This is a genomic window from Marinitoga aeolica (genome assembly GCF_029910535.1).
Lineage (GTDB): Bacteria > Thermotogota > Thermotogae > Petrotogales > Petrotogaceae > Marinitoga > Marinitoga aeolica.
Map to the genome: position 1 here is coordinate 1322509 of NZ_CP069362.1, position 17218 is coordinate 1339726.

The window sequence follows — 17218 nt, forward strand, 5'->3', positions numbered from 1 at the left end:
TGGGAGGAAAGAATATGGCAAAACATGATCTTGGAATAGATTTAGGGACAGCAACTTTTATTGTATATAAAAAAGGAGAAGGTATAATAATAAACGAACCATCTGTGGTAGCGGTTGATAAATTGACGAATACAATAGCAGCTTTTGGTAATGAAGCTAAAGCGATGATTGGGAAAACACCATATGGTGTCGAAATAACCCATCCAATGCAGGATGGAGTTATTGCTTATCCGTCTTTAATTGAACAATTATTAAGATATTTTATAAAACAAGCAAAGACAGGATTTTTACCATCGAAACCAAATCTTGTAATTGGAATTCCCGCAAGAACTACTGATGTAGAAAGAAGAGCAGTTAAGGATGCTGCAGAAAAGGTGGGAGCAAACAAAGCCTTTTTGGTTTTAGAACCAATTATAGCTGCTATAGGTATAGGCCTTGATATAACAAAACCAAATGGACATTTAATAGTAGATTTGGGTGGTGGAACCACAGATATTGCAGTTATTAGTTTAAGTGGAAGTGTTATTTCCGAGTCAATAAAATTAGCTGGAGAGGCTATGGATGCAGAGATTATTAAATATATTAAAAGAAAGTATAAATTCTTGATTGGTGAAGCAACAGCAGAACTTTTGAAAAAAGAGATAGGTAAAGCGCATAAAGATATTGAAACGCTGGAAATAGAAGTAAGAGGTCAGGATATAGCAAGTGGAATGCCATCATCAAGGGTAATAAATTCAGATGATATTTTTGAGGCTATAGAAGGCGTTTTAGATGAAATAATTCAGAAAACAAAGGCTGTATTAGAAAATACACCACCAGAGTTGTCGGCAGATATATTGAAAAATGGCATTTATCTTGCAGGTGGAACAGCTAATTTACGTGGGTTGTCACAATTATTTGAAGAAAGGACAGGAGTTAAAACTGAAGTTGCAGAAAATCCTCAATTATGCGTTGCACAGGGGGCAGGTATATTATTAGATAATCCTCAATTATTATCAAAAGTTGCTGTAATATAATAAAACGGTGGAATTATTTTCCACCGTTTTTTATATTAACATCAAGTTGATTAAATGGAATTTCTATATTATTTTTGTTTAATAAATCAAAAATCTCTGTAGCAATTTTTTTTGTTCCTTCAAAAAAATCCTCTTTTTTTAACCAGAATTTTATGGAAAAATCTATTGAAGAAGCTCCAAATCCGGAAAACAAAACGATGGGATTGTGGTTTTCATCTTTATATATAAGATTTGATTTCTTAAGGTATCCGTTGATTATTTCTAAGAAATCATTTAAATTTGTATCATATGACACGCCGATATTTATTTCACTTCTCCTAATATCTGAAGGCCAGTAATTAGTGATAGAGCTACTCCACATGGTTTTGTTTGGTATTCTTACCAGTTTTCCATCAAAAGTATTTATTATGGTGTGATTTAAATCGATTTGTTTAACACTTCCAGAAACCCCATTTACTTCAATTGCATCGCCTTCTTTTATTGTTTTTGAAAACATTAAAAGAATTCCACAAATAAAATTAGCTAATGGTTCCTGTATTGCAAAAGCTACAATTACACCAGAAACTCCTAATCCAGTTAAAAATGGCATAAAATCTTTAAATATAAGAGATAAAATAATAAAACCGCCAAGTGTATATGAAGCAATATTTATTAATACCTTTAAGGTATTTTTATAAGATAATGATTTTCCTGCTTTTTCAACAATTTTTATAACTGAAGAATAGGTGATCTTTGAAAATATTTTTGTTAGTATTAAAACTATTATACTAATGCCTATTCTGATGGAATAATCTATAATCAACTCCACATTCATAATTTTAACTCCTATTAATTATTATCTCTTCAATGTTCCTACTGTTCTTAAGAAGTCATCTGCAGTTTGTACAGCTCTTGCGTTTAAATCATATGTTCTTTGAGCAACTATCATATTAACCATTTCTTTTACAACATCAACATTTGATTTTTCTAAAGAGCCCTGTTCAATTGAACCAAATCCATCTTGATTTGGAATACCTTCAGTTGCTACACCTGATGCTGGAGTTGATAAAAAGAGATTACTTCCAATAGCTTTTAAACCAGCGGGATTTACAAATTTTACAAGAGTGATGTTTCCAACATTTTGAATTGTTCCATCAGGTAATTTTGCACTGACAATTCCATCAGGTGAAACATTAACACTTTCTGCATTTGTAGGTAAAGTAATGTTTGGAACAAATAATAAGCCCTGAGAATTTACAAGTCTTCCATTTGAATCTACTTTAAATGAACCATCTCTTGAATATGCTATTCTTCCATCTTGTAATTGGACTTGAAAGAAACCATCTCCCATAATTGCCATATCAAATGTTCCGCCAGTTTGTTCGATGTTTCCCTGGGTGAAAATTCTATTCGTAGCTCCTATTTTTACACCATGTCCAACATATTCTCCAGTAGGTAACACAGAATTTTGAGCTGTTGGAGTTCCAGCTTCTTTTATGGGAGTGTATAATAAATCTTGAAACTCAATCCTTTGAGCTTTATAACCTGTAGTGTCTACGTTAGATAAGTTATTAGATATTGTGTCGAGTCTTCTTTGTTGAGCAATCATCCCTGTAGATGCAGAATAAAGAGATACTAACATATTCTTTTCCTCCTTGAAATTATATTATTTTTATATTCTTTGAGCACTTTCTATGATTTTTCCAGTCATATAATCTTGAGTTTGCACAGATTTTTCTAATATATTAAAAGCTCTATTAGCGTTTATTAAATTAATCATCTCTTTTAATGTATTAACGTTTGATTTTTCTATACTGCCCTGTATTATTTTATAGTTATTTGATACAACTTCAGTTCCGGTAAAAAGATTAATACCAAATTTAGAAGGTTTTTTAAGATTAACTATTGAAATTTTTTGTCCTGTAGATTGAGTGCCGTTATAAATATTTCCTGATTCATCAACGGTAAAATTTTTAGGTACTTGAATATGTTTATTGTTTGAATCCAATAGGTAATCCCCTTCTGATGTAACCAGATATCCTTCCTGGTTTCTTTTGAATTCGCCATTTCTAGAGTAATAAATTTTTCCGTTTCTTTCGACCTTGAAAAAACCATCACCAAAAATAGCGAAATCTGTAGGATTATTTGTTTCTACTATTTGTCCCTGAGATATTATTGGTTTTGTTTCATCTGCAACCAAAGCTGTTTCCATGTAACCAACATGTTTTCCTCTTTTTATGTCTACTGAATCATAATTTCTAAATTCTTTTTTTAGATACGCTTTAAAGGTTATTTCATCTTTTTTATACCCTGTTGTATCAGCATTTGCAAGATTGTTTGAAATTGTATCTAATTGAGCCATATTAGCAAGCATCCCCATAGTGGAAATGTAAAGTCCTCTATTCATTTAATCGCCTCCTGCGATAGTACTCATTAATATATTTCTTTTAAAAAAACTTTTTATCCTAAAAAAATAAAATGCCGCATAGCGGCACAGACTGTTGACAAAGTATTTTCTAAAAAAATAATATGAACGAATACTTGAAAATTCCCGAAAAAATATGAATGAAGGCGGATAAAATCACATGGATGTGATTTTAAGCGAAACCAATCAGGATGTGCGTTTGAGCGACCGCCGGGAATGAATATTTTTGAGGATTTAGAATTTTCCGTATGAGTGAATATTATTTTTGAAAATACTTTGTATTTAATTATAAAGTTTGTCTACAAACTAAAATGCCGCATAGCGGCATTTTATTGAGAGTTTTTCAACTCATAAATGAGGATATTTTTGACATTTCAGAGGAAATATTTATTTTGCAGGTATATTGTGACATTTCAAAATTATTTGAAACAAGTGTAGAATCATCTTTTTGTATAAAATTATTTAAATCTTTTAATGTAATATCTCCGATGTAATTAATAACAACAAAAACATTAGAAGGTATTTCCAATATCAGATTACTTACTTGAATGTTAATATCAATGTTAGAATCACTTTTTGATGAGGGAATTAAATGTAGTTTTGACGCTTTTGAATTTATTTTTATATAATTTGAATTTATTTCATATAAGTCCAACATTAAATCACTTACATTAGATTGAACGTTAAAAATAGTATTTGTTTTATAAGGTATATAAATGCTGCTTTGTGCTCTTTCTGGTATGTTAATAGAATTAATTCTTAATTTTTCCTCAAAATTTAAAATATTATCTTTAAAATCAATTTTTTGTTTAAATATGGATTTGTTGTATTTACTGCTTATTTTTAAAGTGCTTTCATTATGAGATATAATATTACATTTATTCCAATCAAGGTCAAGATTTAATTCCAGGGGTTTGTCATTTTGAATTTCAAAGATTTTATTATTTTGTGTTTGATAATTTTTAGAATATTTTAGAGAAAGGTCTCTAAAAAACAAAGTCACTAAACCACTTGATAATAATTGAGAACCTATAAATAATAGAATTAGTTCTCCAACAGAAGCGTTAAAATCAAAAAGATTAAAAAGATCAAAAAGCAAAATAATACCAAATATAAGATTTCCTAGATTTTCACTTTTTATTTTTTTAAATATTTTCATTCCATCAAAAATAAATATTAATGCAAGAATTAATTCTATTACAGCGCTTATAGTAAAAGATACTTTAAAAATCAAACTGGCAAAGATTAGGATACCTATGAGTACAGAAATAATTCCCATTATCATTTTATTTCCTCCTTAGAAATATTCTGGAAAGTCCAGAAGCTATTAACCATGCTGCTACTATCACTAATAATATTTCCCAGAAGCTTAGTTCAGTTTTAATGATGTTTAGACTATCTAATATTAATGTTATTCCAGATATTAAGCCGAATATAAGGCTTTTAAATCTGAAATTTCTATGAGTCCTTTTTAATAGTTTGAAAAACCATCCATTTTGAGGTTCTAAAATATCATCTATTACTTTTTCAGCATCTTTACCATTTAAAATCAATTTTCTATTATTTTTTGTAATTTCAACTTTTTGTGTAGGATTAAAACCTATAATAATAAATCCACATCCAACAATAAATTCGATAATCCTCCAGAAAGTTAAAGAATATCCCCAGAAAACCGATAATATAATTACTAAACCAATAATTATAAAAATTAAAGCTAATGATTTCATAATTCACCCCCATCAAAAAAATTTTTTATATAAAAGTAATATACCATATTTCTTTAAAAAAATCAATATCGAATTCAAAAAGTTTAAAAAAAGAATAAAATTTTTTATGTAAAAATAGGGGAAAATTGAAATAATTGAAAATGTATTCTTTATTTGAATATTAAAAAAAATATGTTATAATTTATCTAAGACATAAAAATGAAATTGGAGGTGTAATAATGGATTTTACAGTAGATTTTTCTGAACAGGAAAAATTTTATTTGATTAAGGTTGAAGGGGAAATTGATGCTTATCATTCTGCAACATTCAAGCAAAAAACTAAAGAGAAATTAACAGAATTATCCTATACTAAATATGTTATTGATATGTCTTTGGTTTCTTATATTGATAGTGCTGGGTTAGGTGCAATTGTAAGTTTGTTAAAAGAATCAAGAAATTTGAAAAAAGAGTTAGTCTTAGTTGGATTACAACCTCAGGTTAGAAAGATATTTGAAATGACTAAACTTGATAAAATTGTAAAAATCGTAGATACTATAGAAGAAATATAAAACCGCTCCATAAGGAGCGGTTTTATATTACACTTTCATATTTTTTTATAAATATATCGCTAACTTTTTTTGCAACATTTGTTATGTCTCCAGCACCAAGAAATAAAAATACACCATCACTTATATCTAAAACTTTATCTATCATTTGGTTTTCTGAATCAATAAATTCAGAGTTTTCTATTAATCTTGCCATCTTTAATTCATCAACACCTTCGATGGGGTCTTCAAATGCGGAATAGATCCTATATACAAAAACTCTATCTGCTTTTTTTAGAACATGGCTGAATTTTTTGTAATGTCTGAATAATCTTGTGTATCTATGAGGTTGAAATATTGCAATTATAGGATATCCTGGGAAATATTCTCTGGCAGCTTTAATTGTATGTTCCACTTCTTCCGGAGTATGTGCATAGTCGTCTACAACAAAAATATGACTGTTTTTAAATAATACATTAAATCTTCTATTAACAGAATTGAATGTTTCAAATGCAGTTTTTATTTTTTCAAAACTAACGCCCGCCTCCAATGCATATGCGATAGCAGCAATTGCATCATATGCATAATGAATGCCAGGTAAATTCATTTTTATTTTTCCAATAAATTTATTTTTGTAATTAACATCAAATGTTTGATAATATCCGTGTGGAACTCTATTTGTGAAATAATATTCAGATTTATCTGTTGAACCAAATTTAATTACTAAATTATCATAGAAAGTATTTAATATAGAGTCATCACCATTTAATAAAACGAAATCTCTGGCGTTTGACGCATGATTATAGATAGAATCAACAAGATTTTCAAATGAATTATTATAATGTTCTAAATGATCTGGTCTTAAATTTGTTATTATAGAAACATCTGAAACTGTATTTCTAATGAATCCGTCACTTTCATCAACTTCGCTAATAATAGGTCCAGAACCTATCCTGAAGTTACCATCTTCTAAGCTATCGTGTATTCCACCAAGAAATACAGTTGGATCAAAATGAGATTTTTTTAAAATATGAGATATCATAGCTGTAGTAGTTGTTTTTCCATCTGTTCCAGTAATTCCGACACTATAATTGCTTTTCAAAATGTAATTTAAATACTCCATTCTATTTAAAACAGGTATATTGAATTTTTTTGCATATTGAATTTCGGGATTTGTATCTTTAATAGCTGTGCTTTTTATAATCAAATCTATTCCTTTTACATTTTCTTCACTATGCCCTATATTAACGTTTATATTTTTGTTTTGTAAATATTTTGTTCTTTCGCTTTCAAGATTATTTGAACCAGAAACATCAAAACCTTTATATTTTGTATAAAGAGCTAAAGAACTCATTCCAATTCCGCCAATACCGGAAAAAAAGTATTTCATTTTAGGCGCCTCCTAATGAATCTAAAATAGTTTTTGTAATAATTTTTGAAGGGTTTTCCTTTTTTATAATATAATCTTTTCTTTTATGTACATTAGATATTATATCAATTATATCTTTTGAATTTATGTCATTTTCAGTAAATATATGTATATTTTCTTTATTAAAACTCTTTGCGTTTAAAAATTGTTGATTTTCTGCTGAATTTCCCCACGGTATAATTATAGCAGGTAATTCAAAAAAGTCAATCTCTGATAAACTTGTTGCTCCTCCACGGCTGATTGCCATGTCACTAATAGAGAGGTATTCAGTTAAATTATCTAAATATTTAAAAACTCTTACATTACTCCACTGTGATTTTAAATTTTTTGAAATATGTAAGAAATTAATGTCGTTAATGTGATTGTAAACATCTATCATTAGATTATCAATAAAATCTGAGCCAAGACTTCCGCCAAATACAGTAACTAATGGTTTGTTATCATCAAATTTTAAATTTTTCAGTAATTTTGTTCTGTTAATGGTGTTTGGAACTCTTAAAGGATTTCCGCTAATTATACTTTTTTCTGGATACTTATTTCCAATTGTATTTTTAAAGGTTAAAAATATTTTTTTTGCATATTTACTTAAAACTTTATTAGCTATTCCCATAATTTTATTTTGTTCAAGTATAAATATAGGAATTTTTAGATCTTTTGCAGCTAATCCTACAGGAACGGTAACATACCCTCCAGTTAATATAACAAAATCAGGTCTGTTATTTTTCATTATTTTTTTTACTTTCAAATAATTTTTATATGTGTTTAATAATATGCTGATATTTTTTATTGAATACAAAGGTCTTATTAAGCCTTTTACCCTTAATGGGATATGTGTAGCTTCTGGAAAATCTTGAGGCACTTTAAAGTAATCCAATCTGTTGTATATAGTAAAATATGTTAAATTAAAATCTATATTGTTTTCTAATTCTTTGATAACTGAATAAGCAGGATAGTAATGTCCACCGGTACCACCACCTGACACAACAATATTATACTTCATCAGTATTTTCCACCTTTTTTTCATTTTCAATTTCATCAGTTGGTTGTTCTTCTATAATTTCATAGTAAATCATACCCATGATATAGCCAATTGAAACAAGAGTTATTAATAATGATGAATTTCCATAACTCATTAATGGGAGTGTAACTCCTGTGGTTGGTAACATGCCAACAGAAACTCCAATGTTAATAAAACTTTGGAAAAATATCCAGAATGCAAAAATTACCATAAAATTTTGAGCAGCAGAATTTCTAATATAATGAGATATTAGAATCAATTCCCTCGAAATTAAGAAATATAATGTAATAACCATTATAATACCTATTTTCCCCCATTCTTCACCAATTACAGCTATAATAAAATCACTGTATGAATATGGAACAGTGTATTTTTCCTCACCAATAAAGGTTCCAGAACCAAACAAACCACCATTGGTTATAGCGTCGAGAGATTGTTGAAGCTGGTAATTTTCCTCTTTATTTGAGAATTTTTCTAAACGGGATTTTTGATATCCCTGTAAAAAATCAGTATTTGTTATAATAAATATCCCTAATATTATTATTAAAGCTATAGTCAAATAAAAATGTATATTTTTTACGCCATTTACATAAATTGTAAGTATTGAAAGTATAAATATTAGAATAGACGCGCTTAAATCAGGTTCTAGAAATATTAATCCAACTTCCAGGAAAATAATAAACATAGGAATTATAATTCCAAAAGTAAAATTAGATTTTTTTCCTTTGATTTTATAATAGTACCAGGATAAATATAATGGCAAAAATAATTTCATAAACTCAGATGGTTGAACTTGAATACCCAATAATGTTATCCAGCGCTTCGTGCCATTTATAGGTGTTTGAGTTAGAACCAAAACCAATAACATTGTAAAAAATATAAAGAGTAAATTCATAAAGTGTTTGCTTTTTGTAATGAATTTGGATAAAACAAAAGCTATGAATCCTAAAAATGATGATAATAATATTGTAAAAATGTGTTTTTGAAACATTTTATCAATTTGCACTGATGAAAAAGTGTATTCCATAGCTTTTAAAGAACTATAAACAAAAAATGTACCCAATGTCAAAGCCATTCCAACTGTGATTATGAATAAGATAATTCTATTTTTTAATACTTTATTTTTATTCACTATATCATCTCCATTAGCTTGTACACTTCTTCTTTAAAGGCTTTTCCTCGTTCTTTGTAATTTTTAAAAAGGTCATAACTTGCACCTGCAGGTGATAATATTATACAATCATCTCTATCAGCTAACGAAACAGCTTTTTTAAACGCAGCAGTTAAATCTTTTTCTATAATATAATTTGTAAAAAAAGGGTATTTTTTTACTTCCATAACCATTTCTCCAAAAACGATAACTTTTTTTGCGTTTTTTTGCAATTCATTTAAAAAGTCGGACATATCTTCATTTTTAGGGCGCCCAGACAATAAAGCAATATAATTTTTATTTCTAAAAGATTTATATGCAGAAAATGCTGCATGTACATTTGTTGCTTTTGAATCATTGTAAAATTTTATATTTTTATATTCTCCAACAAATTCTAATCTGTGTTCTAATGTTCTAAATGATTCTATATTTTTTTCAATTAATTCTTTTGATATGCCAAGGTTTAGAGATATTGCCACAGCAGCTAAAACATCTTCTTTATATATATCCAATTTTAACGATTCGTTTTTTATTTTTATGTTAATATTATTTTTTGTTTTTATCATGTTATCATTCCATAAATAGTCACCGTTTTCCCCGAAGAAAAATAGATTTTTATTATTAAAATCAAAATAGGATTTGAGATTTGAATTAACGAAACCAAGCCCTTCGGTATTAATACTTTTTAAGATTAAATTTATTTTTGTGTTATAATATTCCTCAATTGAAGAATGCCAATCTAAATGGTCTGGCATTAGGTTTATTAAAACAGAAAATTCTGGAGTAAATTCTTTGCTCCAGAATAATTGAAAGCTGGAAACTTCAACTACATATATTTCTTTGTTAAATTCAGCAGTCGAAAGAGGGGTTCCAAGATTTCCTCCAATAAATGTATTATATGTATTTTTTAATATATGACCTATTAATTTAGTAGTTGTAGACTTTCCATTTGTTCCTGTAATAGCTATAAAAATAGCTTTAGGGTTTTTCATTTTTATTTTTTCCCAGGCATATTCAATTTCTGTAGTATATGGAATATTATTTTCTTTTATAATTTTTATAGGAAGACTTTTAGGATTTATACCAGGGCTGATTATTGCCAGATCAGAATTTTTTAATAATTCTCCATGTTTTTCTTCATACAAAATATTGTTATTTTTAAAAAACAGAATTTCTTTATCAGAAAAACCTTTATTATTACTTACGCATATTTCATCATCTTCGTATATCAGAATATTTTTTAAAAGTTCTTCATTACTTATACCATATCCTACGAGACAGATTTTCATAATATACCTCCAAGAGCTATTATAGAAAATATTAAGTTAATAATAATAAATCTAAATGTAATATTTTCCTCCGGCCATTTTTTTAATTCAAAATGATGATGTATGGGTGACATTAAAAAGACTCTTTTTCCAGTTATTTTAAATGATATTACTTGAATAATAACGCTTAAGGTTTCAATGATGAATATAAAGCCAGTAAATAATAAAAAAAGTTCAATATGATAATATGTGGTTAAAGCACTTAAAATTGCGCCAAGAGCTAAAGAACCAGTATCTCCCATAAAGATTTTTGCAGGTTTTGCATTAAAAATAAGAAAAATTGATATAGGAAGTACAATTGAAAATAGTAAATATACTGGCGCATTAAATGATAATATAGCTATTAATATTGTAAATATAGAAGAAATTGTAAATGTACCACCAGCCAAACCGTCAAGACCATCTGTGAGATTTGTTGCATTAGAAAATCCAGTATAAAGAAAAATATATAAAATAAAGTATATTATGGAGTTAATCTCAAAAGTATTTTTTATATAGGGAATATTTAGTTTAAAAGGAGAAGAAAACTTGAAAAAAAGGAAATATAATATCACTGAAAATAATATCTGTAATATTAATTTTCCTTTTGGAGTTAGTCCCATAGCTTCTTTTTTTAATATAGATTTAAAATCATCGAAAAAACCTATAAAACTAAATAATAATGCGGAAATAGCTATATATAAAAATACAACATCTTTTAAAAATATAAAACCTATAAAATTTAAAATAGCAATTACCGGAATAAATATAATACCACCAGCTGTTGGAGTTCCTTGCTTGTACCCATGAAGATCTGGTCCTTCGGGACGGATATATTGTCCAAATTGTTTTTTTCTTGCCCAATTGATATATTTTGGATATAATAAAAATTCAATAAAGATAATGATGAGAGATATCGGTAATAACATTTCTTCCTCCTTGATGTTTTTATAATTTATTTTCTCTTTAAGTTTTATTATTAAAAAGTTCTTCGACGAATCTCCATAAGCCGGTGCCATTAGACCCTTTAACATAAATAAAAGATTTTGGTGTATTTAAAACTCTAAAAACATCGTCTTTGTTTTTTATAAAATACACATCTTTAAAATCAAATTTTTCTTTTGGATCGTAAAAATAAATTTCATCAAAAAATTCTTTAGCCTTTTCAATTATTTCTTTATGATATTCATAACTTTGCTTTCCAATTTCTAAAACCTCTGCCATTAATAATATCTTTTTATTATCGAATTCCATTTTTTTAAAACTTTCAAAAGCGGCAAAAAAAGCTTCTTTTGAGGCATTATAGGCATCATTTATAATAATCGAATCCTTATATTGTTTTAAATTAAATCTCTTTTCCGGTAATCTAAAACTTGAAATATAAAAAGGGTCTAATGGTATTTCGAAGTATAATGAAACCATTAAAGCAGCTAATGCATCTAATAATTGACCCTTATTCCATATTCCGTTGAAAGTAAGCATTAAATTTTCACCATAAATATTATAAAAAGCTCGCGTATTTCCATTTAAATATTCAAAATCAATTAAATATCCGTCATTTTCGGGTTTTTCACCAAATTTAAAAGTTTTAATATCTGAAGGATATTTTATATTCAATAATGGTTCATCACCATTAATGAATGCAATACCTGGTTTTTCGCTATGTGACAAAATTTTTAATTTTTCTTCTGCAATTTTCTCTCTTGTTTTAAAAAATTCCAAATGTGAACTACCTATATTAAGAATAAGGGAAACATTTGGATTATAATATTTAGAAAGATATTCTATATCATTTTCTTTTCTTAATCCCATTTCTAAAATTGAAACTGGCTCATTCCTGTAATTATTTAGTATGCTTAAAGGAATACCTATCTCAGTATTATAATTTTTTTCTGTTGTAAAAACATTAAATCCATATGATAATAAATGAAAAAGGAAAAACTTTGTGGTAGTTTTTCCATTTGAACCTGTAATGCCTATTCTGATTTTAGAATGTGATTTCAGATATTTTGAGGAAATATCGTTTATGTAATTAATTACATTATCCACTAAAATGACATCTTTTATATAATTTCTTTTTTCTTCAACTATAGCGCTTTTAGCGCCTTTGCTAAAAGCGTCATTAACAAAGTCATGGCCATTATTACGTTCTCCATTAATAGCAATAAAAATATCTCCTTCTTTAACATTTCTCGAATCTATTTCATAATGATTATTCATCTCTTCATCACCTTTCTAAATTTCTGAATAATATCATATGCAACTTCATAATCATTGAAAGGTATCTTTTTGCCGTTTTCATATAATTGAAATTTTTCATGTCCTCGTCCTGCTATAATAACGATATCATCCCTTGAAGCAAAACTAACTGCCGCTTTTATAGCAGTTTTTCTATCTCTGATAACTATAAATGTTTTTTCTTTATCGATTCCTTCTAATATATGTTCTACTATTTCATCTGGGTCATCATCTTTGGGATCATCATCTGTAATTACGATTAAATCGCTATATCTGGAAGCAATTTCACCCATTATTTTTCTTTTACCAATGTCAGCAGCACCTCCGGCACCAAACACAAGAATAATTCTTCCTTTTGTGATTTTTCTGGCACTTTTTAAAACTTTTTCTAAAGCATCTGGAGTATGAGCAAAATCAACATATACTTTATACTCAATATCCCTTGTATTTTCAACCAGTTGAAATCTTCCCGGAACACCATTGAATGTTAAAAGACCATGTCTTATTGTTTCGTTGTCTATTTTCATTAATTTTAAGGCTATAAATGCAGCTGTAATATTTTGTGCGTTATATTCACCAATTAAATGTGTGTGGATTTTATTTTCTGTTCCGTCAGGTTCTGTTATAATAAAACTCATTTGAGCATTGTTATATTCAACATTTGATATAGTATAATCTGCAACCTTATTGAAACCATAAGTTATAATATTATCTTTCTCTAACGGAACTTCATTTAAATTTATGCAGTCTAAATTGATGATTCCATAGCCTGTGTTTTTTAGCTGTTTGAATAAAGATAATTTTGTCTTTTTATATTCTTTAAAATCTTTATGATAGTCAAGATGATCTCTTGTTATATTTGTTAAAATTGCGATAGAAAAAGGAATTTTATATATTCTTTTTTGATCTATAGCATGTGATGAAACTTCAAGACAAATATTTTTTATGGACCTTTCTTTGGAAAGGCTTAAAATTTTTGCAATCTCATCTACACCTGGTGTGGTGTTATAAGGCTCATACAACAACTCATTCCCAAGTTTAATACCAACTGTACTCATCAAAGAACTATTTTCTTTTGCTTGCGTCAAAACATAATGAATTAAAGATATTACTGTTGTTTTACCATTTGTTCCAGTAACTCCTATAATATTAAAATCATTAAAGTTTATGTTATAATATGCATAATTAAGCAATGCGTAAGCCTTTTTTGTATCACTAACCAAAATATATGGATGAGATTGTGGGATTTTTTTAGGGTTTTCAGCAATAATTAAAGCGGCTTTGAATTCTATAGCAGTTTTTATAAAATCGTGGCCATCGAAATAAGTTCCTTTTATACAAACAAAAACCGATCCCGGTTTTATTTTATTTGTATTATTGGTAAAGAATGTATATTCTTTTTCCAGAGGGAAATTGTATTCAATTATCAAGTTACCCAATACATCAATAATCTTATGGCCAATCATAATATCACGCTCCCATATATCATTTCTTAACTAATTTTACACCAATAATTAATTTTTTACAACCCTTTTTTTATGTTATCATATAATTAGCACTCAAAAAAAAGGAGTGATAAAATGCCAAAAGAACTGAGTAGTAGACAAAAAAAGGTTTTATTTTCTATAATAGAGAATTTTATAAAAGAAAAAAAACCTATAAGCTCATCAGAAATATTAAAAAAGTCTAATTTAAGTGTTAGTTCTGCAACTATCAGGAATGATATGCAGAAATTGCAGCATCTTGATTTGATATTTCAGCCACATTCAAGTGCAGGAAGAATTCCTACAGATAAAGCACTGAGGTTATATTTTGAGGCAATAAAAGAGAGTTTTTCTGTTAAAAGCAAGAATATCGAATTGCCACAGGATTATAAATTCTATGATATAAATATTATGTTTGATAAGTTTTCGAAAATGCTTTCTGAGTTAACCAATAGTTTGGTTATTTTGGAATTACCGGATTCAAGATATATATATATAACAAGAGCTGTAGTTTCGGATTTAACAAATGATTTTTATCAAATAACTTTAATGACGAATTTAGGATTATCTATTACAAGAACTGTTGAAAAATATGGTTTCCCATCTCCTAAAGAACTTGAAAAAATATTAAATGATGGGTTAGTTGGAAAGTCAATGAATGAAATTATTAATATTATAAAATCAAAAAGTATAGAAAAAGAACAAGACATTAGATTAATGAATTTATATAATCTTGTATTTTTACTGGCAGAAGAATTTTTTAGAAATAAATTTATTGTAAATGGATTGGCAAAAGTTATCTCTTCAGGATATTTTAACACAAAAGAGATAGTTTTTCTATCTAAGATAGTAGAAGAAGATAAAATGAAAGTTCAATTATTATCCCTAAAGCCTTTTGATATTGAAATAAAAGCTACAATAGGAAATGAATTTCGTATTAATGAATTGAGGAACTTTATAATGATTGAAACGTCATATTGTCATAATGCAAATCCATTAGGGAAAGTTGCACTTTTAACCTTCAAATATAGTGATTACAAGAGGATATATACTATTTTAAATGAATACACTTCCAGATTATCTAAAATAATATCAAAAAATCTATAAGGAGGGATTTTAATGCCACAGAAAAAGAAGAAGGAAGAAAAGAAGATGGAAGTTGAGAATAAAAATGTAAAAAACAAAGAAAAGGAATTAGATAAAGATATGGAAGATTTAAAAAAAGAGATAGAAGAATTGAAAAAAGAACTGGAAAATCAAAAAGGTGAAAAAGAGAAGTTAATAGAGGAGTATGAAAAAATAAAGAATTATGCTATTAATTTAAAAGTAGATTTTGAGAATTATAAGGATATAGTTCAAAAAGAAAAGGTTAGAATAAAGAAAGAAGCAAAAGAAAATGTAATAAAACAACTATTGCCAATATATAAAAATTTCTCAATTGTAATGAATAACAGAGAAAATCTTGATGTTTTTGCACAGGGTGTTGAAATGGTTTATAAATCTTTTGTTAAAACAATTGAAAATATTGGTGTTGAATTTATTACCCCAGATAAAAATGATAAATTTGATCCTTTTGAACATGATGCTATTGAAAGGGTAGAAACAGAAGAAGTAGAAGAATATCATATATATAGTTTGGAGTCACCTGGAATAAAATTAGAAGGAAAAATAATTGAACCGGCAAAGGTAAAGGTTGCTGTAAAACCACTAAATAAAAAAGAAGAGGTTAAAGAAAAAGAAGAATCAAAAGATGAAGAAATAGATGAAAAAGAAAGGGGTGAATGATATTGAATCAGAAGAAAGATTATTATGGAATACTTGGAGTTTCTAAGAATGCAACACCAGAAGAAATAAAAAAAGCATATAGACAATTGGTCAAAAAATGGCATCCAGATAGACATCAAGAAAATAAAAAAGAAGCAGAAGAAAAATTTAAAGAAATCCAGGAAGCATATGAAGTATTAAGCGATCCTCAAAAGAAAGCTCTTTATGATAGATTTGGTTTTGTTCCAGAAAATGGTATGCCACCTCCGGGCCAAGGTGGAGGAAGAGGTGGATTTGAAGATTTATTTGAGGATTTATTTGGTAATTTTGGAGATTTTGGTGGAACATTTTCTGATATATTTGATATGTTTATGGGTGGAGGAACTGCTTCTCAAAGAAGGCAAAGAACATCAAAACCTCCAGTAAAGGGAGAAGATAAATTTTTCTCAATTACAGTTGATTTAAAAGATGTATTAAATAATATAAAAAAACATATAGAATACGATAGATATGCTGTATGTAAAGCTTGTAATGGAACTGGAGCAAAAAATGGGACAAGCTTTACAACATGTCCAAGGTGTAACGGAACTGGTACAATAAAGGAAGAAGAAAGAACATTTTTTGGAGTATTTGTTAGAAATTATCAGTGTCCAACCTGTCATGGAGAAGGAAAGATAATAAATGAACGATGTGATGTGTGTCATGGTAGTGGAAAAATAATACATAGGGAAAAAATAGATATAACAATTCCAGCTGGTGTAGAAGACGGATATACTTTTAGAATACCAAACAAAGGAAATGATGGTAAAAATGGCGGGCCAGCAGGAGATTTGATAATTAAGGTCAATGTAAGAAGACATCCAAAATTTGTAAGAAATGGAAATAATTTAGAAACTACAGTAGATATCGATTATGTACAGGCTTTGTTAGGATCTACTATAGAATTAGAATTGTTAAATGGAAAAACAACATTAAAAATTCCAGAAGGAACAAATCCTGGAACAGTTCTTGTTTTAAAAGGGCATGGACTTCCTGATTTTAGGACGGGAAAATTTGGGGATTTATATGTAAAGATAAATGTTAAAATTAAAAAACCAGGATTAAGGGAGAAGAAGCTACTAAAAGAAATTGCTAAATTAAAAAGACTGGGGGAATAA

17 protein-coding genes are annotated in these 17218 nt (G+C 27.9%); 5 read left to right on the plus strand and 12 right to left on the minus strand.

Annotated elements, in window-relative coordinates; all coding sequences use genetic code 11:
* The first annotated feature begins 14 nt into the window (after positions 1 to 14).
* Entirely contained in the window at positions 15 to 1016 is a 1002-nt protein-coding gene (gene mreB, locus JRV97_RS06225; protein WP_280997260.1) for a rod shape-determining protein, read from the plus strand.
* 13 nt (positions 1017 to 1029) lie between these two features.
* Here the strand turns inward: mreB and JRV97_RS06230 are convergent, their stop codons facing one another.
* The 5 genes from JRV97_RS06230 to JRV97_RS06250 all read right to left on the minus strand — a co-directional run bounded on the left by JRV97_RS06230 (position 1030) and on the right by JRV97_RS06250 (position 5147).
* Positions 1030 to 1830, minus strand: coding sequence for a mechanosensitive ion channel family protein (locus JRV97_RS06230; RefSeq protein WP_280997262.1), 801 nt, complete (start codon positions 1828 to 1830; stop codon positions 1030 to 1032).
* 21 nt (positions 1831 to 1851) lie between these two features.
* On the minus strand, positions 1852 to 2637 hold the full coding sequence (gene flgG, locus JRV97_RS06235) for a flagellar basal-body rod protein FlgG (protein WP_280997264.1): 786 nt from the start codon (positions 2635 to 2637) through the stop codon (positions 1852 to 1854).
* A 30-nt stretch (positions 2638 to 2667) separates the two neighbouring features.
* Positions 2668 to 3402 carry a flagellar hook-basal body protein gene (locus JRV97_RS06240; RefSeq protein WP_280997266.1) on the minus strand — a complete coding sequence of 245 codons (735 nt, stop codon included), beginning with the start codon at positions 3400 to 3402 and terminating at the stop codon, positions 2668 to 2670.
* A 361-nt stretch (positions 3403 to 3763) separates the two neighbouring features.
* A complete protein-coding gene (locus JRV97_RS06245) occupies positions 3764 to 4705 on the minus strand; it encodes a hypothetical protein (protein WP_280997268.1) in 942 nt (313 codons plus the stop codon).
* A gap of 1 nt (position 4706) precedes the next feature.
* Positions 4707 to 5147, minus strand: a complete 441-nt coding sequence (locus JRV97_RS06250) for a hypothetical protein (RefSeq protein ID WP_280997270.1) — start codon at positions 5145 to 5147, stop codon at positions 4707 to 4709.
* Between the two features lie 218 nt (positions 5148 to 5365).
* Here JRV97_RS06250 and JRV97_RS06255 point away from each other — a divergent pair, with 218 nt between their 5' ends.
* Positions 5366 to 5695, plus strand: coding sequence for an STAS domain-containing protein (locus JRV97_RS06255; RefSeq protein ID WP_280997272.1), 330 nt, complete (start codon positions 5366 to 5368; stop codon positions 5693 to 5695).
* A gap of 22 nt (positions 5696 to 5717) precedes the next feature.
* On the opposite strand, the gene murC is transcribed toward JRV97_RS06255, so the two are convergent.
* Genes murC through JRV97_RS06290 form a run of 7 tightly spaced genes read right to left on the minus strand, consistent with a single transcriptional unit; the run spans position 5718 to position 14279 of the window.
* Positions 5718 to 7061 (minus strand): UDP-N-acetylmuramate--L-alanine ligase, encoded by a 1344-nt coding sequence (gene murC, locus JRV97_RS06260; protein WP_280997274.1) that lies wholly within the window; start codon positions 7059 to 7061, stop codon positions 5718 to 5720.
* Between the two features lies 1 nt (position 7062).
* Complete coding sequence (locus tag JRV97_RS06265) at positions 7063 to 8100, minus strand: UDP-N-acetylglucosamine--N-acetylmuramyl-(pentapeptide) pyrophosphoryl-undecaprenol N-acetylglucosamine transferase (protein ID WP_280997276.1); 1038 nt, start codon at positions 8098 to 8100, stop codon at positions 7063 to 7065.
* Positions 8090 to 9250: an FtsW/RodA/SpoVE family cell cycle protein gene (locus JRV97_RS06270; protein WP_280997278.1), complete on the minus strand. Its 1161-nt coding sequence runs from the start codon at positions 9248 to 9250 to the stop codon at positions 8090 to 8092. Before JRV97_RS06270 ends, JRV97_RS06265 begins: the two co-directional genes overlap by 11 nt.
* Complete coding sequence (gene murD / locus JRV97_RS06275; RefSeq protein ID WP_280997280.1) at positions 9250 to 10557, minus strand: UDP-N-acetylmuramoyl-L-alanine--D-glutamate ligase; 1308 nt, start codon at positions 10555 to 10557, stop codon at positions 9250 to 9252. The genes JRV97_RS06270 and murD overlap by 1 nt, the downstream gene beginning before the upstream one ends.
* Positions 10554 to 11594, minus strand: a complete 1041-nt coding sequence (mraY, locus tag JRV97_RS06280) for a phospho-N-acetylmuramoyl-pentapeptide-transferase (RefSeq protein WP_280997282.1) — start codon at positions 11592 to 11594, stop codon at positions 10554 to 10556. The genes murD and mraY overlap by 4 nt, the downstream gene beginning before the upstream one ends.
* Positions 11542 to 12795, minus strand: coding sequence for a UDP-N-acetylmuramoyl-tripeptide--D-alanyl-D-alanine ligase (locus tag JRV97_RS06285; protein ID WP_280997284.1), 1254 nt, complete (start codon positions 12793 to 12795; stop codon positions 11542 to 11544). The genes mraY and JRV97_RS06285 overlap by 53 nt, the downstream gene beginning before the upstream one ends.
* A complete protein-coding gene (locus JRV97_RS06290; RefSeq protein ID WP_280997286.1) occupies positions 12792 to 14279 on the minus strand; it encodes a UDP-N-acetylmuramoyl-L-alanyl-D-glutamate--2,6-diaminopimelate ligase in 1488 nt (495 codons plus the stop codon). Before JRV97_RS06290 ends, JRV97_RS06285 begins: the two co-directional genes overlap by 4 nt.
* Before the next feature lie 114 nt (positions 14280 to 14393).
* Between JRV97_RS06290 and JRV97_RS06295 the strand changes: the two genes are divergently transcribed.
* The 3 genes from JRV97_RS06295 to dnaJ are packed head-to-tail and all read left to right on the plus strand — an operon-like array spanning position 14394 to position 17218.
* A complete protein-coding gene (locus JRV97_RS06295) occupies positions 14394 to 15404 on the plus strand; it encodes an HrcA family transcriptional regulator (RefSeq protein ID WP_280997288.1) in 1011 nt (336 codons plus the stop codon).
* Positions 15405 to 15416: 12 nt separating this feature from the next.
* On the plus strand, positions 15417 to 16082 hold the full coding sequence (locus tag JRV97_RS06300; RefSeq protein WP_280997290.1) for a nucleotide exchange factor GrpE: 666 nt from the start codon (positions 15417 to 15419) through the stop codon (positions 16080 to 16082).
* Entirely contained in the window at positions 16082 to 17218 is a 1137-nt protein-coding gene (dnaJ, locus tag JRV97_RS06305) for a molecular chaperone DnaJ (protein ID WP_407081575.1), read from the plus strand. The genes JRV97_RS06300 and dnaJ overlap by 1 nt, the downstream gene beginning before the upstream one ends.